Here is a 20,454-nt window from a genome sequence, read left to right on the forward strand (position 1 = left end):
AGTCTTATAGGTCGAGCGGCTCGACTATGAACGTTGTTATCTCGCCTATGAACTCCTTGGCATGCGTCATCGTGGTAATCCCCTTGTCGGACCGAAACGCTGGATCGATCGCGTCCCGGGTCTCGAACCAAAGCTCCGCGATCCCGTGAATAGGCGTCCGGTCGCCATGCGGCGGCGAATCGATGATGAAATTCTGACGGTACCCCAAAATGCCCGGCATGCGTCGCAGCAGGATACTATGCACACCAAACCATTCGCTGCGGAAGCGCTCAAGGTCGACATCGGATCTTTTGGTCAGAAGTGACATGCGCTTTACGAATGTCCCGTTCGTCGGCGGTTCAATCACGGTGTCCGCGAAAGCCGTGAGCACAAAAATATCCTTGAGACCCTCCTGCGACAGCCCTGCGCCAACGTCCATCTCGCCTGCCTCGGCCGCCGAGAAGCCAGCGGAGACGTCGGTAAGCTTGAACTGTGAGATAGCATCCAACTCAAGACCACCTCTTTGGTAGGTGATTCCGAGCTGATTTCGATCAGAAACGAGATTCAATTTCGAACCCGGTAGCTGAGACTTTTGGTTAGTCTCAGAGCGGTTAGCCGCCGAACCTTTTGCGTCTTTTATGGTGTAGCCATCGTTGAAGCGCATCAAGCCAAAAACAGAGATCATTCCACTTTCCATTCGCATACCTAGAACCGCCCCCCCTGCGACCTTCAGGCTCGCAACACGCTCAGCGCCGAGGGAATGTAGCGGATCGTAACCGCAATGATGATTGAAAGCGCCTGAACGAGTAGCTGCACGGATGTATCCGCGCCAAGGGCCAGCACCATCTGGCCAAGCTGAACCATGAACAGAGCGGCCACGCCGCTTGCCACAACACTTCCGCGTCCACCAGTGAAGGGCGTGCCGCCCACGACAACTGCCGCGATGGCGGGGAGGAGGTAGTCGTTACCGGCTGTCTGCGACGCTGAACCAATGAAGCCAGTATAGAGCATACCTGCGACTGCAAAGCAGATCGCAGCTATTGCGTAGGTTCCCACCTGGTAGGGAAGCACTGGCATACCCCCGGCAGCTGCTGCAGCAGGGTTGGCGCCAACTGCAACGAAGCGGCGACCATAGACCGTGCGTCTTGTGGCTACACTGATGAAGACGATGAAAAGCAGTGCCAGGATGAGCGTCATGGGGACGCCTAGAATCTGATAGTGCGAGAACGCGGCCAGTTCAGGCGGAGCCGACATCGGGCTGCCACCCGAGATTGTTCGAACAGCACCAAGCAGGATCGCATTGACCGCCAGAGTCGTAACAATCGGAGTGATGTTGACTTTGGCAACAAGCAGCCCGTTCAGAATTCCGAAAAGGCAAGCGCAAACCAACGTCAAGGGTACTGCGAGTAGGAGCGAGCCTGTCATGAACCCGAATTTGGCCAGCAACAATCCAGAGATCGTCATGATGCCAGGCAGCGACATGTCGAGACCGCGCTGCTGAATAACGATGGTCTGTCCCACCGCGGCGATGGCAAGGATCGCCGCAAAGGGAAGCATAGAAGATATGGATGCAACTCGCACTGTACCGGGCGCAAGGATTGCGCTGACGATGAAGATCAACGCGGTTCCGCCCCAAATCCAGGTGAATTCATTGAACGTCGTGCGGCGGAGCCGCTCGCCGGTCGTGAGTGTGGTCACAACATTTTTCTCACGGACTGCTGCTTGGGTCATGCCTGCACCACTTTCTGGCGGCTCTTAGAATAGAGCGCCACCGCTGCGAGAATGAGGAACCCCAGCAGGTATGATTGCCAAGCCTGGTCAAGGCTCAGGAATGAGGTCACTGAGTTTACCTGGGTGATGAAGATCGCACCGAGGAAGGCGCCTACAAACGAACCACGTCCGCCGAACAGGCTAGCGCCGCCGATAACCACGGCTGCGATCGAACCTAGTGTGTAGCCGAGGCCCGCACGCGGGTCACCAATACCGACCTGAGGCATCATCGTGATTGAAGCAATACCAGCGAGCAAAGAGCACCCGACGTAAGCCAGAAGGCGGGTGGTGGCGGGCCGAATACCGGCTGTGCGGGCGGCCTCCTGGCGCGAGCCTAGACCCCGCAAGGAAAGGCCAAAGGTCTTTCGATAAAGGACGAACTCCAGGAAGAGGCCAACCAGCAGTGCCACAATAAAGATGACGGGTAAAATGCCAATCTTTGTGCCCAGCGCCATCATGATGTCGGAGTCGATCATGCCATCCGGCACGGGACGCAGAATGAGGGAAACTGCCTGCACTGCCATGAACGTGGCCAGCGTTACTACCATAGGATGAAGGCCTAGCGGCTCAACTAGAAGCCAATTGATCAGACCGACTGCGATGGCAACAAGAATCAGGAGTGTCCAACCCGTCAGGTGAGATCCAGGTCCGAGTTCCTCAAGTAGGTAGAAGGACGCAACCACTTGGCAAAGGCCCATTAAGGGACCGACTGAGAGGTCGATACCACCAACCAGTAGAAGCAATTGCTGCCCGTACGCGACAAGAGCAAGCGTTGCAACAAGCGTCATCATGCCTGTGAGGCTTCGTGGTGAAATGTAAAAGGGGTTCCATACGGCTGCGGCAGCGCCTAGAATGAGGATAGCAACCGCAACCATGATGAGAGGAGCGCTGTTGCCAGCGGCCCACTTCCATACTGCCCCAACCGCTCTATGGTGCTTGTCACGCTGACCGGTAGCCTTCAGCACGGAAGCCGTTATGTTGTCTTCGGTGACCCGCTCGCCTGCCAGGGTCTCGACGATCCGGCCTCGGGAAAAAATTGCCACTCGATCGCTCAGTCCTGCAACCTCTTGCTGATCGGACGAAACAAGTATGATTGCGATCCCTTTCGCCGCGACCTCGCGGAGTGTTTTGTAGATTTCCGCGCGGGCGCCCACGTCAACGCCCTGTGTGGGCTCGTCGACCAGAAGGACCTTCGGGTTGGACGCGAGAACGCTGGCAAGCACCACCTTTTGCTGGTTGCCACCTGAAAGGGAGCGAATAGGCGTCTCAATGTCAGGCGTTTTGACGTTGAAGCGCCGAACTGCGTTATTGGCGCGACGCTCTTCCGAGGCCGCGCTGATCAGACCGCCCTTTAAGTCCTGTCTTGGGCTCCGGATAGAAAAATTTTCGCGTACCGCTAGGTCAGCAAAGATACCTTCCCGGTGACGATCGCCTGGCAGGTACGAGATTCCAAGCGCCATCGCAGCCTTGGACGACGGTATCTTGACGTCTCGGCCATCAATAGCGACTGTTCCGCTTCCACGATTGGTACCGGCAAGTGCTCGCATGAACTCGCGTTGGCCGTTCGCGTCGATCCCCGCTAGACCAACAATCTCGCCAGCGCGTACAGTTAGACTGACTTCAGAAAAGCCTGGGCCGGAGAATTGAGCGGTTTCAAGCACGACCTTGCCTTCGCGCCCTTCAGCTTTCGACGGAAACGTCCTGTCTAGGGAGGTGCCGACGATGAGAGACACGATCTGGTCTTCGGAAAGGGAGGCGGCGTCGTACGTCCCTTGGCCTTCTCCGTCACGAAGGACGGTTAAGCGGTTGGCGATCGCTTGAACTTCTCGGATGCGGTGCGAGATATAGATTACCGAAGCACCGCGAGCGGTAACCTCACGAATACGAGCGAAGAGGCGCTCCACGTCCTCCGTGGCGAGGTGCTCAGTTGGCTCATCGAGGACCAAGAGCTTTGGTTCACAAGCGAGTGCCTTGACGATTTCAACAATAAAGCGTTGTTCTGCGTTAAGCGTAGTGATTGGCGCCCTAACATCGATTGCCACGTTGGCACTCCAGCGCTGTAAGAGGGTTCTAGCCCAAGAATTTAATCTAGCAAGGCGCGGCCTACGAGCTTCCGGCAGACCAAGGAACAGGTTCTCCGCCACTGATAAGTCCGGCATCAAAGCAGGCTCCTGGCGGACAATTGCCAAGCCAAGGTTTCTAGCCTTCTGAGGATCGCCGCGCACCTCTTCTCCGGCAACCCAGACGTTACCGTCTGTAGCGATCAGGGCGCCTGAAGCAACGCCCATGAGCGTGGATTTGCCAGCACCGTTTTCCCCTACAAGACCGTGAACTTCGCCTGCACGGACATCAAATGTGATCCCGTGGAGCGCCCTGACAGCACCGAAGTGCTTCGAAACGGCTTTCATTTCCAGAATAACGGCGTTGTCCTTCATGACAGCACCCCATTCAAGAAATTGATATGCGAGGCGGCGACTACGCGCCGCCGGCTCGTGGAATGGCGCTTCATGAGTTCCTCCCGAATCTCTCCAATACCCGGCCGCCATAGCGACCGTAGGGCCACCTTAATGGCCTTCCTCCAATTTTTATTCTCTATTAATGAAGTGATTTGTCAATATGATATTAGTTCGTGATTAGGCGGTTGTGAATATCTGGGAGAATGGCCGCCATCCCGACCGAGGCCTTGAGATCTGACGGGCCCCTGTACTCCTAGTGGCCTTGCCAAACGCAGATGTGATGTTGTCGGTGACTTAGTCTGCCGCTGCGCAATATCGACGGATGGATTCGATTGACGTCGCTGCTGGACTTGTTTGCGCGTGAACTGCTTGCTGCAAAACATTCGACGCCACCCGAACGGGCGTGCCGAACGCCACCCTCTGTCGATTTAAACCGCCTCACCGATCATTCGGTATTGGCAAAGTCATTTTGTTGGATATAATCAAAAGAGTTCGTAACTATCGAATTCGCGCTGGCGTGACAAAGAAGTCGCTGGGCGAGGGAGGAAACATGCTTGATATTCAGGGAGCGGTTGCCGTTGTAACGGGAGCCGCTCAAGGGAATGGCAAGGCCATCGCTATAGGTCTTGCGGCCGCCGGAGCAAAGGTCGCTTGCTGCGACATCCAGGAAACCGCCGTGCAGGCGGTTGTCGATGAGATCAAATCCCAGGGTGGAGACGCCGTCGCGGTTGCGCTCGATGTCACCAAGACTGAAAGCTGTTTCGCAGTTGCAGCCGCCATAGAAATGGCGCTCGGCCCAGTGAGTATTCTTGTCAATAATGCAGGCATCATTCGGCGAACCGCGCCCGAGTCTGAGACGTTCGCAAACGATTGGGACGCTGTCCTTGCCGTGAACGCTACGGGCGTCATGCAGATGATTTTGGCGTTCTTACCGCAACTGAAAACTACACGCGGACGGATCGTCAACCTTGCTTCGATCATGTCGGTTTCTGCTGGGCCTGGACTTTCTGCATATGCGGCTTCCAAGGGCGCAGTTCTTCAGCTCACTAAAGCGTTGTCCCACGACCTTGCGAAGCACGGGATCCGCGTCAATGCGGTGGCGCCGGGGGTCATCGAGACTCCCATGACGGTTGCAACGAGGGAAAATCCGGAGGCTATTGGCCGCTTCATGGCCCATACTCCTTTGGGTCGTCCTGGCAAACCCGAAGAGCTTGTCGGTCCGATCCTTTTTCTTTGCTCAGCCGCATCAAGCTACGTAACGGGCGCCCTACTGCCCGTTGACGGCGGCTACCTTGCATCTTGATGGAGTTTTAAAAATGGAGCGTCATGAAGTTGATGTTTTGGTCGTAGGATCAGGCGCGGGTGGCCTTTCAACGGCCGTCGCGGCGGCTCACCGCAGGCTTAGCGTGGTTGTCGCCGAGAAAGAGCCTGTCTTCGGCGGAACCACGGCCCGGTCGGGCGGCTGGATGTGGATTCCCTGTAATGCTCCTGCAAAGAGAGCCGGGGTGCAGGACTCCTTTGACAAGGCAAAGACCTACCTGAAGCACGAAACTGGTGAATTCTTTGATGAGCGAAAGGTGGACGCATTCTTGGAAACCGGACCGAAGGCGGTCGAATTCTTTGAGAATGACACCAGCCTTGAGTTTGATCTTGGCCCTACCTTTGCGGACTATCACCCGACCGCTCCTGGCGGTATTGACGGTGGTCGATCCATCGTCGCTCGTCCATTTGATGCGCGACTACTCGGCAAGAACGTGCAGTATCTCCGCCCGCCACTCGCCGAAATCACGATCCTTGGGATGATGATCGGCTCAGGCAAAGAGCTGCTTCACTTTTTCAACGTAATGCGCTCTCCAATTTCAGCTTTCTATGTTGGCAAGCTGTTCGCGAAATTCCTTCGAGATGTTGCTTTTTATGGGCGCCCAATGCGGCTTACCAATGGCAACGCCCTGATTGGGCGCCTTGCGAAGTCGGCTTTCGATAAGAACGTACCGATTTGGACCTCGTCTCCGGTCAAGTCGCTTGTCCGCGACGCCAAGGGGCGTGTGACGGGCGCAATCGTTAATCGCCCGAACGGTCCCGTAGAGGTCATCGCCCGCAAAGGCGTTGTTCTCGCCGCGGGCGGCTTCCCACAGGACCCGGTTCGGAGACGCGAACTGATGCCTCACTCGCCCTCTGGCTACGAACATGTCTCGCCAGCACCTCCAGGGAACACCGGCGACGGTCTTCGCATGGGAGAAGCGGTGGGCGCGACGGTACAAACCGATCTACCATATTCTTCAGCACTCGTGCCGATCTCAAGGCCTTTAAAGAGCGATGGAACGCTCGGCACATTCCCGCACTTCGTTGACCGCTCGAAGCCCGGGGTGATTGCTGTTACGCGCTCCGGCAAGCGTTTCGTCAACGAGGCGAACAGCTATCATGACTTCTGCCAGGCAATGATAAATCGTTGCAAAGAAGAAGGCGGTGAGGGTGCAGAGAACGCTGCCTGGTTCATTGCTGACCATCGGACTTTCAGAAAGTACGGCCTGGGCTTCGCCAAACCCGCTCCAGTGCCATACAAGAAGCTGATTGAGCAGGGCTACCTGCTCTGCGGCAAGACGATCGCGGATCTTGCTCGACAAATTGGCGCAGACCCCGCCGCTCTCGAAAAGACGGTGGCGAATTTCAATGCTCACGCCAAGGACGGGAAAGATCCGGAATTCGGCAAGGGGTCGACCAGCTACAACCGCTCGCTAGGTGATCCCGAGCATAAACCAAACCCGTGCGTTGCTCCCATCCAGAATGGCCCGTTCTATGCTGTCCGTCTTTATGTAGGCGATCTCGGAACATTCGCTGGTCTCAGGACCAACGAAAACGCCCAAGTTCTGGACGCGGGCGGGAGGCCGATTGAGGGCCTATACTCGGCGGGCAATGATGCCGCATCTATCATGGGCGGCAACTATCCAGGTGGCGGAATCACGCTTGGTCCCGCTCTGACGTTTGGGTATATTGCGGCCCGCCACATGTCGGGATCAAATACCTGACTAAGACGGGAGCATCCGGGCCATGGATGCTCCCAGACGCTCGAGTGTCATGTCGTTGTGGCGGTTCAATAGGCAGACTGCGCTCTGTAAAACCTTGCAAATATTTCGATATTCCGCACGGCTTCGTCTTGCACGCCCTCTTTGTTATTTGGACAAGGCGAGTGAGCGCTTCGGCTTTTCGTTTGAGCCACCGATTTCCTCTCATGGGAGCATCTCAGACATATTCGGAGGGGCATCATAGGCGTGCGACTTGATGATTAGGCCTATTGGGAAGTTGCCGATCTTGATGCCGACGAATATACCGAGACGAAATCTTGCCCTCATAAACACGTACTGTCCGGCTGGGACCAGCATGGGGTCGGTCGTTTTCATTGAGAAGGCCGGGGATCGCCATCAGGCATTAATTGGATCGGCTGCATGCCCGCGCTTTTTGTCTCAGCGTCATTGAGAAGCTTGGCACAGCCCGCTCCACCATTATGCCTGGCTATACGCACTTGCAGCCAGCGCAGACAATCACATCCGGCTACTACCTGACCAATGTTTCTGGAGCCCTCGAACGCGAAAACGAACGGTTCAAGGAATACTTCAAGCGGATCAACCTCTGCAGGCTGGGCGTCGCAGCCATGGCCGGCACGACGTTTGCCATTAGTCGTTCACTGACCGCTGAGCTACTCGGCTTTGATGGCATCGTTGCACACTGCCTTGACACGGTCGGCTGGCGTGATTTTGTCATCGGCACACTTTCGATGCTGAGTCGCGTGGCGCAGGACCTCTACGTGTTTTGCACCAACGAGTTTTCAGCGCTTTCCTTTCCCGATCATGTGGCCGGCACGTCCAGCATCATGCCAAAAAAGAAGAACATGCTCGCACTTGAGTGTTTCCGGGCAACGCCGGGCCGTATCATTGGAGCGCTCATCGGAAGCTAGGCTTTGGTCAAGGGCAGCAATTATTGGATCGGTCTGGCCTCGGTGCGCGAGGGTATAGCCGAGGTATGGGCGTCGCTTCACCTGTTCGAAGATGGCCTCGATCTGCTGCGTGTCGTCTTCGAAACGGCGGAACCCAATTTGGAATTATTGCGCAAACGGTGCTAGAATAACTTCACGACGGCGACCGACCAAGCCAACGGTTTGGTCAAGCGATTCAAAATGTTTCTCCGCGACGCTCATCACGTCGTCGGTGGCGCATTCATCCTTCGTTCGCGATCACCAGGAACTTTTAGCCGCCACCTCAACAAAGCTTGCCGTCGAAATCTGTACACTCGCCGCTTTCTAACTGTCAGTACCGGAGCAATACCCCCATTAGTGCATTTCTGGGGAACGTTCACGCGGCATTGACACTAACCATTCTCCACCCTGCAATATCATGATGGAACCTGAAAATGCTAAATTTCGACGACGCAGAGAACATTTACTTCCTCGGCACCTGGCGGCGTTGCCTACCTGACGCAGCCGGCAGCCCAGTTACTGCAGCGGAAGCCGTCCTTTCCGGCCTTTCCTTGACTAGCCCGCCAAACTCGTCATCAGCGGCTCGCACAATCTAACCTCCAAATCGCGCTTTCCGGGACAGCTCAAAGAGATTGGTGCAACTGTAGTGACCTTTGTCGATCACCAGGAGACGCCTCTTGGGAAGGGCGGAGATCAGGTGTTCGTTAACTTCGCTGAAGACGACACCTCTTGCGAATCCTTTTAATCGCAATCGTTGTTGGTCGCTCTTTCGATCATGAAGGTGAAAATCCCCAGACGCGGGAAAGATAATGCACGATAATCCGTCAAAAGGAGCAAACTCGTCGTGGTCACACGAGGTCAGCATAAAAGTGTCGCGAGCAACGGAGCCGAGTTTGCTGAAACCGGCATCGTTCCTGTGACGGTCGTTGGCAAAGCGGGTGTCGCAGACACGTTCACAGCCGACTTTGTTGCGCGTCGTCTCGTTGGTGGCTCGCTTCAGGCGGCACTCGAAGCAGGTAGGGATGCGGCGGCGATAACCTGTACGCATATCGGTTGTTTCCGCAAGATATAGAAAGATCAACATCGTCTGGATAAGACAGTCCACGTTGCGCCTGTTGGCTTTGGAAGTTGACGTTGCTCATGTGGCCCATGCGTCGACCTTGATCCGATCCAATGACGCCAAGATATCAAACGGGCGTTGTTGAGCGGTACATCGATACGGGCCGCTGTATTGACAGCCTTGTCGATAATTGCCCTGACCTAAGTTCGATCGGTTGCTTTGGTCTAGGATCGTGATTACCGTCCGGAAACTTGCATGGCTTCGCCAGAAGCTGGCGCTCCACCTGGTATACGTCGTGGCAGTGGCGAAATCTTGGAAACTATTCGGTTCGCCTGCAAAGAAAGGGCGATGCTTCATTGGTGTAGCCAGGCAGTTTAGTCCCGAGTTACCGGGCAGTGCGCAACTGTAGGCCTAGTTTGTTGAAGCGACCTTGTGAAGGAAGCTTCGATTTGGGAATGAAGTTTTGCCGTTTGAACCAGGACTTGAGGACGCCGAATAAGGTGACGAATCGCCCGCGACCTAGGGTCACGGGCGATTCAGCTGAGTTGCTGCTAACCCGCAAAGACGCTTTATTGCCGGTTAAAGCCTTCTCAGCGTTAGACAATTCTTGCCTGAGTATTTTTCTGCACCTCTTCGAGCGTCACACCTGGTGCGATCTCCACGAGTTTTAAGCCGTTATCGACAACATCAAATACGGCCAGATTGGTGATGATCCTGTCGACTACGGCTTTCCCCGTGAGAGGCAGGGAACAACTCTTCAAGACCTTCGGCTCGCCGGTTTTGCTCGTATGGTCCATAACAACGACGACTTTTCGAACCCCAGCGACAAGATCCATCGCGCCGCCCATACCCTTAACAAGTTTTCCCGGGATCAACCAGTTGGCAAGATCGCCATTCTCAGACACCTCCATCGCACCCAAGATTGCCATATCGATCTTGCCACCCCGGATCATAGCGAATGAAGTGGCACTGTCGAAGAAGGCCGAGTGGGGAAGTTCCGTGATCGTCTGTTTGCCAGCGTTGATCAGGTCGGCGTCTTCTTCTCCCTCGATCGGGAATGGTCCCATGCCTAGCATTCCGTTTTCCGACTGAAGCGTAACGTGAACGTCGTCGGGAATATAGTTTGCCACGAGCGTAGGGATGCCGATCCCCAAGTTTACATACATGCCATCTTCAAGTTCCTTGGAAGCCCGCTGGGCCATCTGGTTGCGATCCCAAGCCATTACGCCGCCTCCCGCTGTCGTGTCGTTCGCTGCTCGATCCGCTTTTCATGGGCGCCCTGGATAAGCCGGTGTACGTAGATGCCGGGCAGATGGATTTCATCGGGGTCAAGTTGACCAACCGGGACGATTTCCTCGACTTCGGCGATACAGACGCGACCACAGGTGGCCGCCGGGACATTGAAGTTGCGAGCGGTCTTTCTGAAGACAAGATTGCCGGTCGTGTCGGCCTTCCAAGCTTTCACGATGGAAAGATCTGCGACGATTCCCCGTTCAAGAATGTAGGTTTCACCGTCGAATTCCTTGTGCTCCTTGCCTTCAGCAACAAGTGTGCCAACACCAGTCTTTGTGTAGAAGCCCGGTATGCCAGCGCCGCCAGCTCGCATTCGCTCCGCCAGGGTTCCCTGCGGATTGAATTCAATTTCGAGGATTCCACTCAGGTATTGCCTCATAAACTCGGCGTTCTCGCCCACATAGGAGGAGATCATCTTCTTGACCTGAAGGTTTTGCAGCAGCAGACCAAGGCCGAAGTTGTCAACGCCCGCGTTGTTTGAGGCAATAGTGAGATCTTTGACGCCACTTCTGGTCAATGCAGCGATAAGCAGCTCTGGGATGCCGCACAGACCAAAGCCGCCTGCGGCAATCGTCATGCCGTCTTTCAGCAAACCTTGCACCGCACTTGCGGCATCCGGATGAATTTTTTTCATATCAGTCCTCCTCCGATCGCCGAACCTCAGCCCTGGAGGGCCTCCCACATCTCCATGTCCCGCTGTGCGGTCCAAACCCGCGGAGTATCGATGCCCCGAGCTTCGTCGTAAGCACGAGATACGTTGAAGGGCAGGCAATGTTCATAGATCGCGTAGTCCTTGAACTTCGGATCGCAAGCCTCGCGGATTGCGTTCCAGGCGTCCTTCAGGGTTCCATTGCGTGCGGCCACGCGCTTGGCGGGGTGGTAGGTGGACTCAATAAAGTCCTTCGTCCGGTCAATTGCTCCGTTCACAGCCTCATGACCGATCAGCGCATCGCCACGGCCCGGCGCAATCGCATGAAGGTTGAAGTCACGAATTGCTTCAAGCGTGCCGCTCCAATCTCCGAAGTGTCCGTCGCCGCAGTAGCAAGCCGAATGGGCTTCGACGATGTCGCCTGTGAACATTACATCTTCGTCCGGGACGTGAATGACCGTATCACCTGCAGTGTGAGCGCGGCCGAGCTGCATGATGTCGACACGACGATTTCCAAGGAAAACAGTCATCTTGCCGTTGAAGGTAGTTGTCGGCCACGTCAGACCAGGAATACTTTCGTGCCCTTCAAAAAGACGCGGGAAACGCTGGAATTCGCTATCCCAATCTTCCTGACCGCGTTCAACAACCATCGAGCGGGTCTTTTCGCTCATAATGACCTGGGGCGCTTTGAAAGCCGACGCACCCAGAACGCGGACGGCATGGTAGTGCGTAAGAACCACGTGGCTGATCGGCTTATCCGTGACGGTTCGAACACAATCAATCACCTTCTGCGCGAGACGGGGCGTTGCCTGGGCCTCAACGATCATCACGCTATCGTCACCAATGATGACACCGGAGTTTGGGTCACCCTCCGCCGTGAACGCATACAGGCCTTCACCAATCTCAGTGAAGCTGATCTTCTTCTCAGTCATGTCGCCTTGCGACGCAAATGCCTTAGCCATTGGGGGTTCCTTTCAAGAAGAGTAGGGATTGGTGCGTGCCGGGATTACGGTGCCGACGCATTCGCCGAAGCCAATGGTGTAGCCATCGCCCTGCGACGATCCACGAAGTGTCAACGTGTCGTAATCCTCGATGAATGACCTCGTCGCGCCGTCGAGCAGCTCAAACGGCTCTTTGCCTCCCCAACTTAATTCCAGGAGGCTGCCGCGGCTTTCCTTGGTCGGACCAGAAATGGTGCCCGAGCCAAGGAGATCGCCAGTCCGCATCGAACAGCCGGACGTCGTGTGGTGGGCAAGCTGTTGAGCTGCGGAGTAGTACATCTCCTGGTAATTTGTAGTAGAGATGATTGTCTCATTTCCGTCTTTCGGCCGAAGCCCGACCTCAAGCGAAATGTCGTACAGCAGGGGGCGCGGCTCGTTTAGATACGGCAGCAGTGGAACTTCTCGTTCCGGCGTCGAGACGCGGAATGGCTCCAGGGCGGCCTTCATCACAATCCATGGCGAAATCGTCGTCGCGGTTGCCTTGGACTGGAAGGGACCGAGTGGCTGGTATTCCCACGCTTGAATGTCTCGCGCAGACCAATCGTTGAGCAAGACATAGCCAAAGATCATCGCGTCGGCCTGCTCGACGGAAACGGGCTCGTCGTAGGTTGAAGGTGTTCCGACGATCGCTCCAAGTTCAAGCTCGATATCAAATCGGCTCGACGGAGCGAACCGCGGCTGGAGATCATTAGGACCCTTGACTTGCCCCCATGGGCGACGAACCTCTGTGCCCGATACCACGACCGAGGAGGCCCGCCCATTATAGCCAATGGGGATGTGAAGCCAGTTCGGCGGAAGCGCGTTTTCCGGGCCGCGAAACATCGTGCCGACGTTGAAGGCATGATTTCGTCCAGCATAGAAGTCGGTGTACTCCGTGACCTCAAAGGGGAGATGCAGCTTCGCGTCTTTTAGATCGTGCAGGTGCGGAGCAACAGCTGCTTGCCAACGAGATCCATCAAGCAGCAACTCAACCAAAAGCTGGCGAAAATTCCGCCAGCTGTCGGGACCCAAGGCCATCAGTGCGTTGAAGGAAGGCTTTTCGAAAGCCGGTTTCCCAAGCTTGAGAAGACCAGCCTCCTCCAATGTGGTGACGTCGAGAACCTTGTCGCCAATCGCGACGCCGCAATGCGCCAAATTCGTATCTGTCGAAAATACGCCGCATGGCAAGTTATTGAGCGGAAACGCGCATGTCGCAGAATTAGCACTATCCACCCAAGACCGAAGTAAGGGCATTCTTGCCTCCTCCCTTTTTTACATTGGAAGCAGGCAATAGCACCGACTTCCGCAACGTCCTTTCCGAGCCGCCGGTTGGGGATAGCCCCCGACGGCATCCGGTCGCCTTATCGTTCGCAAATGCTGAGGACCGGGCCAGCGCTTACAAACAAATGAATTTGATAATAGCGAATTTATTTGTTAGGGATAGTTGAAAGCGTAACTATGTCAAGCTAAATGTCGCGCCATCAAAAAAGGGAGGTGGTCATGACCGCGGAAGTCCGGCTCTACGGTTACTGGAGATCATCATCTACATATCGAGTCAGGATTGCGCTTGCCCTTGCAGGCATTTCCTACTCGACGACGAAAGTCGACTTGCTAGGCGGCGAGCAAGTCAGCAGTGACAACTTATCGAGGAGCCCGCTGGGTCTTGTTCCCTCACTTGAGATCGACGGGCTCCTGCTAACCCAGTCGCTTTCCATAGTCGAATATCTTGATGAGACAAGAAAACTGAGCCTCCTTCCAGAGGCTACTGAAGCCCGTGCAAGGGTCAGGGCGCTTGCGCATGCAATTGCCATGGACATCGCTCCCGTGTGCAATCAGCGCGTCGCCAAATTTGCAAACGAGCGTTCCAATTCGGCAATTGCAACAACGGATTGGATGAAACACTTCATCTCGCTGGGGCTGGGTGGCTTTGAAGGGATGTTGGAGCAAGCCCCGCCGACCCTCTATTGTGGTGGGGATTCTGTAACAATCGCGGATATCTGCCTCGTTCCCCAGATCTACAATGCAGCTCGTTGGGGGGTTAACTTATCGGCGTATCCTCTGACCACCCAAATCAACGCCCGTTTGCTGGAACTGGAGGCATTCAGAGCCGCTCATCCCGACGTGGCAAACACCGAAACGGCCTGACGACAACCGGTTCGACAGGCCGACAATCTGCAAACAGGAGAACCCATGACCACTCCATCAATCGTTATTGCGAGCGCGGCCCGCACCGCCGTTGGTGCGTTCAACGGTGCTTTCGCGAACATGCCTGCTCATGAACTAGGTGCAACGGTGATTAAGGCGGCAATCGAGCGCTCCAGAATCGATGCTGCCGAAGTTAACGAAATTATCTTTGGACAAGTGCTTCAAGCTGGCGAAGGACAGAACCCTGTGCGCCAGGCTGCGATTAAGGCCGGAATCCCCAAAGAAGCAACGGCCTTGAGTGTAAATCAGGTTTGTGGCTCCGGGCTTCGCTCAGTAGGCTTGGGTATGCAGCAAATCATAACGGGTGACGCGTCTATTGTCATCGCTGGCGGACAGGAATCGATGTCACTTGCACCGCATGTCGCTCACCTTCGGGCGGGGGCAAAAATGGGTGACTTGAGGCTCATTGACACAATGATCAAAGACGGTCTCACGGACGCCTTCAACTTCTATCACATGGGTATAACTGCCGAAAACATCGCCAAACAGTTCGATATCTCGCGGTCGGCTCAAGACGAGTTCGCGGTTTCATCTCAGAAAAAGGCAGAGGCTGCCCAGACGGCGGGCCGCTTCAAAGACGAGATCGTTCCGGTTGTCGTGCCCAACCGAAAAGGCGACACCATCGTCGACAGCGACGAATACATTCGCCATGGCGCCACCTTGGAAAGCGTTAGTAAACTCAGACCTGCTTTCGATAAAGAAGGAACAGTCACAGCTGCAAACGCTTCGGGACTTAATGACGGTGCAGCAGCTCTCGTGCTGATGACCGAGGCTGAAGCTGCTCGCAGAGGCCTTACGCCACTTGCGCGGATTGCCTCTTGGGCAACCGTAGGCGTCGATCCTTCGGTGATGGGCATCGGACCTGCTCCCGCGTCGAGAAAGGCGCTTGAGAAAGCAGGCTGGCGTATCGCCGACCTCGATCTCATTGAGGCAAACGAAGCCTTCGCTGCTCAGGCTTGCGCGGTAGGGAAGGAACTTGGCTGGGACCCAGCAATCGTGAACGTGAACGGCGGCGCAATCGCTATCGGTCACCCGATCGGAGCTTCAGGAGCCAGAATAGCAAACACGCTCCTCTTCGAAATGAGTCGGCGTGGCGCAAAGAAGGGACTAGCCACTTTGTGCATCGGAGGCGGGATGGGCATTGCGATGTGCTTTGAAGCCCTTCGATGAAGGGGCTGAGCTGAGGGCAACTTCAAGGAATAAGAACCACCGACCACGGGCAGGGCAAATCCTCGCCCTGTTACGCCGCAAGAATTTGTCACTGCGTAGTCTGATATGGGGCCGGTTGGCGTGAAGCGTCTTCTGCGACGTTCAATGCTCAGACTTCATCGATACGAAAGAAACGAGAGCGCCGTTCAAAGCGACTCTGTCAGCACACAAGCATATCTCGCTCAAACGTATCTTTCGAAGATGACTGGAGAGTACGCATCACCGCAAATGAAAGCCTGTAGGTCGAACCCGGTGAAAGGTCTCAGATGAGTCAGAACGCGAAAGACTTCTAAGCCGCGCAGCTCTTTGCTGCGCAGCTATGAGGGATGACGGACTAGCGGCTGAGTGGCCCCAAGTCTTCGTGCTGCCAAACGACATCAAGTTTCGTGTGATAAATTTTCCATTTCCCGTTTTCTCGCCTGTATTTGTCAGCGTACAAGCCGAGAAGGAGGACTGGGTGTCCAGCCTCTCGCCCGGTAACCCAATCTAGGAGGTAGCAGAAACCCTCGGCCTCAACTGTCGACGTGATCGAAACTGAATGATTAGTCACGGCGTGCATGAACGGATAGTTGCGGGCCTTGCGGTAGTCGAACGTTTCGTAAGCCTCTCCGAGCCCCATTTTAATCGCCTCGATGCCTTCCATCTTACCTACAGTGACAGCGACAACAGCGTCATCCGTAAATACATCATGGAAACCCTCAACTTTTCCGCTGTCCAGCACATGGCTGTAGCGGGTTCGAAGTGATCTGATTTCCTCGATATCAATGAGCCTCTGTAGCTGCTCGGCGATATTGGGTTGTTCCGACATTTCGTAGTCCTTTCATTGAATGAAGCAGGGAATAGCGTGGCCAGAGACCACTTGCTTTATTAGGCGTGCGTCACCAGCGTGCGCGGCAGAGAGCGTCTTTGCTTTTGAAGTAGCAGCATGCCGCGTCAGGGAACCTTCGGTTTCCCAACGCAGCTCCACCACAGTTAGGCTGCCGGTGGGTAATCCGTGTATCCTTCCAAGCCCGGCGTATACCACGAAGCCTCATTGCTACTGACGATCGGAAGGCCTTCCCGTACGCGACGAACTAGGTCCGGGTTACCAACATAGGGGCGACCAAAAGCGACCAGGTCTACATCGCCTCTTTGCAGAGCCTTTTCAGCTGACTCAGGCGTGAACCCAGCGGCACCGATGAGCGGCCCTTTGTAGATGCGACGGGCAGTCTCGATGACCTCTGCATCACGCGAGCTTGCTTCAAGTTCAATATTGCCACTGACGACCGGACGGATAACGTGGACGTAGCCAATCCCTAGCTTTTGAGCCACCGCAAGCATGCCCTCGTATTTTGCATTCGGATTCTCATCGTCAATGTCGTTGAAGGTGCTGTAAGGCGAGAGCCGTACGCCAACGTAGTCCTTACCGTAAACGCTGATCATTGCCTTGAGAACTTCCTCCATAAATCGAAGGCGCTTCTCAAGCGTACCACCCCAAGCGTCGTTACGCTGATTGCTGTTTGTCGAGGCAAATTGATCGACGAGATAGCCGTTTGCGCCATGGAGTTCGACACCATCGAAACCTGCTGCCTTCGCATTCACGCAAGCAGAACGATAGGATTCGATTACGCCAAGAATATCTGCCTCTGTCATCTCGCGCGGCATCGGGTTCTCAACGAGCCCCTTGGCGGTGTCCGTATAGATGAGCGGCTTCGGTTGCACAGCGGATGGCCCCATGGGGAAGCAGCCGGGCGGCTGGTTGTCCGGATGGGCGATCCGACCGCAGTGCCAGAGCTGGATAACAGCCTTCGCGCCACCATTGTGGATGTTATCAACGACTTCTTTCCACTTGGCGGTCTGCTTCTCAGTCCAGATGCCAGGTGTGCGGGGATAGCCAGTCGCGTCCGGACTTACTTGAGTGGCTTCGCAGATCACGAGACCTGCGGTGTTGCGCTGCCCATAATATTCTGGGGCGCGATCATTCGGGCTCCAGTCAGCCTCTGCACGATTGCGAGTTAGAGGTGGCATCACGATGTGATTGGATAGTTCCCACTTCCCGAACTTTGCGGGCGAAAGTAGCTTCTCGTACATTTTATCCTCCAAGTTGCTCGCCTTGTTTTTGTGAGGCGACTCCAGTTGCATGAGACGACAAAACGACCGTGCGTTTCGTTACTCTCATCAATTCGACCATCCGTTCGTCGTTCGGAGACGAAAGCAGTTGGCTTGCTTCGACCCAGGCCGCAGCCAAGAAGTCAGAAAAGAGCGGGCAGGCCCGCTGTTTCGCCACCGTCAGCGACAAATTCCGCACCGGTGCTGAAAGAGCTTGCGTCGCTGGCAAGGAACAGAGCCAACTTGCTGATTTCACTGGGGCGGCCGCAACGGTTCATGGGTACGTGCTTGTACTCTTGGTAGAGCCCGTCGATCATCGGCGTCTGGATGTTGCCGGGATGAATCGAATTTACGCGAATGTTGAATTTCGCGAGGTCAAGGGCGGCCGCCTTGGTGAGCCCTCGCACGCCGAATTTGGATGTAACGTAAGCCGGGACCGTGCCAAAGGCTTTTAGGCCTGCAGTCGAGGAAATGTTGATAATCGAACCACCGCCCGATGCTTTCATAGCCGGTACAACAGCGCGGATTCCCTTGAATGGGCCGCTGAGATTGATCGAAGTTACAAGCTCCCATTCCTCGTCGGAGCATTCTTCGACCGAGGTGAAGCGGAGAATTCCTGCGTTGTTGATCAACACATCAACGCGGCCGAAGCGTTCGGTCGCGGCCTCTACCGCGACTTTCCATTCGTGGGTGCTGCGGACATCCAAATGAATGGCAAGTGCATTACTATCGCCTATTTCTCTCGCAAGCTGTCGAACTTTGTCGTCAAGGACGTCAGCCAACACAACCTTGGCACCTGCAGATGCAAAGGCAACAGCTTCGTCTGCACCCATCCCTTGGCCAGCGCCACTGATCAAAACCACCTTCCCATTCACGTCCACGAATATCTCCTCCGTCCTTGCTTGTGCGTGCTTCTGTCTTCCTCAGGAAAGAAGCCCGCAGGCCCTTAGTCTCACTTTATGGTCCACCCCCCGTCGGCTACGTAGACCGCCCCATGGACGAAGCTCGCTTCTTCGCTTGCGAGGAAAAGAATTACGTTTGCGAGTTCGTCAGGTTGCGCGTGGCGACCAGCCGGTGCAGCGCGGAGCGCCTGAACAACCGGCAGGTCTTCATTACTAAGGATATTGGCAGTCATCCCTGTCTCAACGGCTCCGGGCGCTACGGCATTGACCCGGATACCTTGATGAGCAAAGTCGTATGCGAGCTGTCGTGTAAAGCCCACGACGCCGTGCTTGGCCGTCGTATAGGCAATACCGCCTCCGCCAGCGATGAAGGCGGATATAGAGGCGACGTTGACAATCGCGCCGCCCCCCGCTCCAATCATCGACGGGAGAAGGGCCCTCGATACCAACCACATTCCTTTGAGATTGACGCCTATGACCCGGTCCCAAAGCGCCACATCAGTTTTCAGAGCATCAGCGTAATCGTCTAGGATCGCCGCGTTGTTCGATAGAACGCGCACCGGACCCAGCGCTGCGATCGTTGCCGATGTTGCAGCTGCTATGCTTTCGGAATTGGACACGTCGACGACGAAACCCTGGGCGTCTCCGCCGAACCCGCGAATTTCGGACACCGTCTGTTCGACACGCTCTTTGATAACGTCCCAAACAGCTACCCTCGCGCCTTCTTTGGCAAAACGGTGGGCCGTTGCCCGGCCGATACCCGAGCCCGCTCCAGTGACGACGGCGGTACGTCCTGTCAGTTTCCCTGATGAGGCGACCTGATCCTGACCCTTTTCGGTCATTGTTTACTCCTGAATTCTAAGTTTAAATTTGAACGAGTTGCGATCAGGCCTCAGCTGAACCAGCCGGCGAAATGCGTGAATTCCGACGGATCTTCAGGCGGTGCAGGCCGGTTGCGATAGGGGTCTTCCCGTTTGTCAAATCGACTGTCAGGAACGCAAGCAGGACAATCCCTGTAGCAAGATTCGCGGTCCAGTTGGGGGTGCCGAGCATCTGGAGGCCACTCAAGAGGATTTGAAGCGTCAGAACACCAAGGAAGACGCCCAACATGTTTCCACGTCCGCCGTAGACGCTTACGCCGCCAATCAATGCCGCCGCTACGGCAGAGAGCAGTAGTGTCTCATGACTGCCAGGCGTTGCACTGCCTCCGCGCAGAGCTGCCAAGGCACCGGCCAACGCTGCGAGAGAAGCCGAGCACGCAAAGGCAATTGCGAGGGGCCTCGTCTGCGGGACACCAGCGGCTTGCGACTCTTTGCGAGCACCACCAATGGCGTAGATTTCTCGCCCGTAACGGGTGTAACGCAGGAACAACCCAACCGCTATCAAGACAGCAATCATCAGAATGCTGAATGGTGAAAAGATGAGAATCCGCTCTCGCAACATCGATGCGAGCTTGAGGTTCGTCATTGCGAGCGTCAGTGTTTTCTCATTTGAAACGATGTACGCAACGCCCCGCATGCCGATGAAGGTTCCGAGTGTAAATACGAGTGAAGAGATCTGCAGCCGGGCAATGGCGAAGCCTTGAGCAATTCCGTAGATCAATGCGGGTATCACCGCGCAAACTACGGCTGTAACGATGCCATGATTTGACATCATGATTGCGATGAGACCCGCACATGCTGCAATTGAGCCGATAGAGAGGTCGAACTCGCCAGCTAACATCGTCACGCCTAGTCCCGCTGCTACGATACCAAGGATCGCAGACGCCTCTAACAGTGAGTAGACATTACCAGCAGACGCGAAGTTCGGAGACGCGACCGAGAAGGCGGCAAAGAGGGCGCATATCAACACGATACGCTTAAAGCTGGGCATTGCAAAAAACTTGCTCATTGC

17 protein-coding genes and 1 pseudogene are annotated in these 20,454 nt (G+C 55.5%); 6 read left to right on the plus strand and 12 right to left on the minus strand.

Features of this window, described 5'->3' with window-relative positions; all coding sequences use genetic code 11:
* Window positions 1-4: 4 nt before the first annotated feature.
* The 3 genes from I8E17_RS32025 to I8E17_RS32035 are packed head-to-tail and all read right to left on the minus strand — an operon-like array spanning window position 5 to window position 4,184.
* The gene (locus tag I8E17_RS32025) at window positions 5-664 is read right to left on the minus strand and encodes an EthD family reductase (RefSeq protein ID WP_209160265.1); all 660 of its coding nucleotides are present in this window, start codon (window positions 662-664) and stop codon (window positions 5-7) included.
* 44 nt (window positions 665-708) lie between these two features.
* Window positions 709-1,710 carry an ABC transporter permease gene (locus tag I8E17_RS32030; RefSeq protein WP_209160267.1) on the minus strand — a complete coding sequence of 334 codons (1,002 nt, stop codon included), beginning with the start codon at window positions 1,708-1,710 and terminating at the stop codon, window positions 709-711.
* Window positions 1,707-4,184, minus strand: a complete 2,478-nt coding sequence (locus I8E17_RS32035) for an ATP-binding cassette domain-containing protein (protein ID WP_209160269.1) — start codon at window positions 4,182-4,184, stop codon at window positions 1,707-1,709. Before I8E17_RS32035 ends, I8E17_RS32030 begins: the two co-directional genes overlap by 4 nt.
* A 571-nt stretch (window positions 4,185-4,755) precedes the next feature.
* Between I8E17_RS32035 and I8E17_RS32040 the strand changes: the two genes are divergently transcribed.
* From I8E17_RS32040 to I8E17_RS32055, 4 genes and pseudogenes are all read left to right on the plus strand, one after another.
* Window positions 4,756-5,508, plus strand: coding sequence for a glucose 1-dehydrogenase (locus I8E17_RS32040; protein ID WP_209160451.1), 753 nt, complete (start codon window positions 4,756-4,758; stop codon window positions 5,506-5,508).
* A 13-nt stretch (window positions 5,509-5,521) separates the two neighbouring features.
* A complete protein-coding gene (locus I8E17_RS32045) occupies window positions 5,522-7,231 on the plus strand; it encodes an FAD-dependent oxidoreductase (protein WP_209160271.1) in 1,710 nt (569 codons plus the stop codon).
* A gap of 404 nt (window positions 7,232-7,635) precedes the next feature.
* Window positions 7,636-8,157 carry a lyase family protein gene (locus I8E17_RS32050; RefSeq protein ID WP_209160273.1) on the plus strand — a complete coding sequence of 174 codons (522 nt, stop codon included), beginning with the start codon at window positions 7,636-7,638 and terminating at the stop codon, window positions 8,155-8,157.
* Window positions 8,158-8,627: 470 nt separating this feature from the next.
* Window positions 8,628-8,917: pseudogene (locus tag I8E17_RS32055) on the plus strand (sugar isomerase); the annotation flags it as partial.
* Window positions 8,918-9,831: 914 nt separating this feature from the next.
* Here the strand turns inward: I8E17_RS32055 and I8E17_RS32060 are convergent.
* Genes I8E17_RS32060 through fahA form a run of 4 tightly spaced genes read right to left on the minus strand, consistent with a single transcriptional unit; the run spans window position 9,832 to window position 13,411 of the window.
* Window positions 9,832-10,458, minus strand: a complete 627-nt coding sequence (locus I8E17_RS32060) for a CoA transferase subunit B (RefSeq protein WP_209160277.1) — start codon at window positions 10,456-10,458, stop codon at window positions 9,832-9,834.
* Window positions 10,458-11,162: a CoA transferase subunit A gene (locus tag I8E17_RS32065; protein WP_209160278.1), complete on the minus strand. Its 705-nt coding sequence runs from the start codon at window positions 11,160-11,162 to the stop codon at window positions 10,458-10,460. The genes I8E17_RS32060 and I8E17_RS32065 overlap by 1 nt, the downstream gene beginning before the upstream one ends.
* A gap of 26 nt (window positions 11,163-11,188) precedes the next feature.
* Complete coding sequence (locus I8E17_RS32070) at window positions 11,189-12,139, minus strand: MBL fold metallo-hydrolase (RefSeq protein WP_209160280.1); 951 nt, start codon at window positions 12,137-12,139, stop codon at window positions 11,189-11,191.
* Between the two features lie 12 nt (window positions 12,140-12,151).
* Window positions 12,152-13,411, minus strand: a complete 1,260-nt coding sequence (gene fahA, locus I8E17_RS32075) for a fumarylacetoacetase (RefSeq protein ID WP_209160282.1) — start codon at window positions 13,409-13,411, stop codon at window positions 12,152-12,154.
* 246 nt (window positions 13,412-13,657) lie between these two features.
* On the opposite strand from fahA, the gene maiA reads away from it, so the two are divergent.
* A complete protein-coding gene (maiA, locus tag I8E17_RS32080) occupies window positions 13,658-14,302 on the plus strand; it encodes a maleylacetoacetate isomerase (RefSeq protein ID WP_209160284.1) in 645 nt (214 codons plus the stop codon).
* A gap of 45 nt (window positions 14,303-14,347) precedes the next feature.
* A complete protein-coding gene (locus tag I8E17_RS32085; RefSeq protein ID WP_209160286.1) occupies window positions 14,348-15,532 on the plus strand; it encodes an acetyl-CoA C-acetyltransferase in 1,185 nt (394 codons plus the stop codon).
* Window positions 15,533-15,905: 373 nt separating this feature from the next.
* Here I8E17_RS32085 and I8E17_RS32090 read toward each other — a convergent pair whose 3' ends face one another.
* From I8E17_RS32090 to I8E17_RS32110, 5 genes are all read right to left on the minus strand, one after another.
* On the minus strand, window positions 15,906-16,379 hold the full coding sequence (locus tag I8E17_RS32090) for a nuclear transport factor 2 family protein (protein ID WP_209160288.1): 474 nt from the start codon (window positions 16,377-16,379) through the stop codon (window positions 15,906-15,908).
* Window positions 16,380-16,543: 164 nt separating this feature from the next.
* Window positions 16,544-17,641 (minus strand): alkene reductase, encoded by a 1,098-nt coding sequence (locus I8E17_RS32095; protein WP_209160290.1) that lies wholly within the window; start codon window positions 17,639-17,641, stop codon window positions 16,544-16,546.
* Between the two features lie 161 nt (window positions 17,642-17,802).
* Complete coding sequence (locus tag I8E17_RS32100) at window positions 17,803-18,540, minus strand: glucose 1-dehydrogenase (protein WP_209160292.1); 738 nt, start codon at window positions 18,538-18,540, stop codon at window positions 17,803-17,805.
* 71 nt (window positions 18,541-18,611) lie between these two features.
* Window positions 18,612-19,403: an SDR family oxidoreductase gene (locus I8E17_RS32105; protein ID WP_209160294.1), complete on the minus strand. Its 792-nt coding sequence runs from the start codon at window positions 19,401-19,403 to the stop codon at window positions 18,612-18,614.
* Window positions 19,404-19,446: 43 nt separating this feature from the next.
* Window positions 19,447-20,451, minus strand: a complete 1,005-nt coding sequence (locus I8E17_RS32110; protein ID WP_209160295.1) for an ABC transporter permease — start codon at window positions 20,449-20,451, stop codon at window positions 19,447-19,449.
* Between the last annotated feature and the right edge of the window lie 3 nt (window positions 20,452-20,454).

Source organism: Rhizobium sp. AB2/73, assembly GCF_020871915.1.
GTDB classification, from domain to species: Bacteria; Pseudomonadota; Alphaproteobacteria; order Rhizobiales; family Rhizobiaceae; genus Rhizobium; species Rhizobium dioscoreae.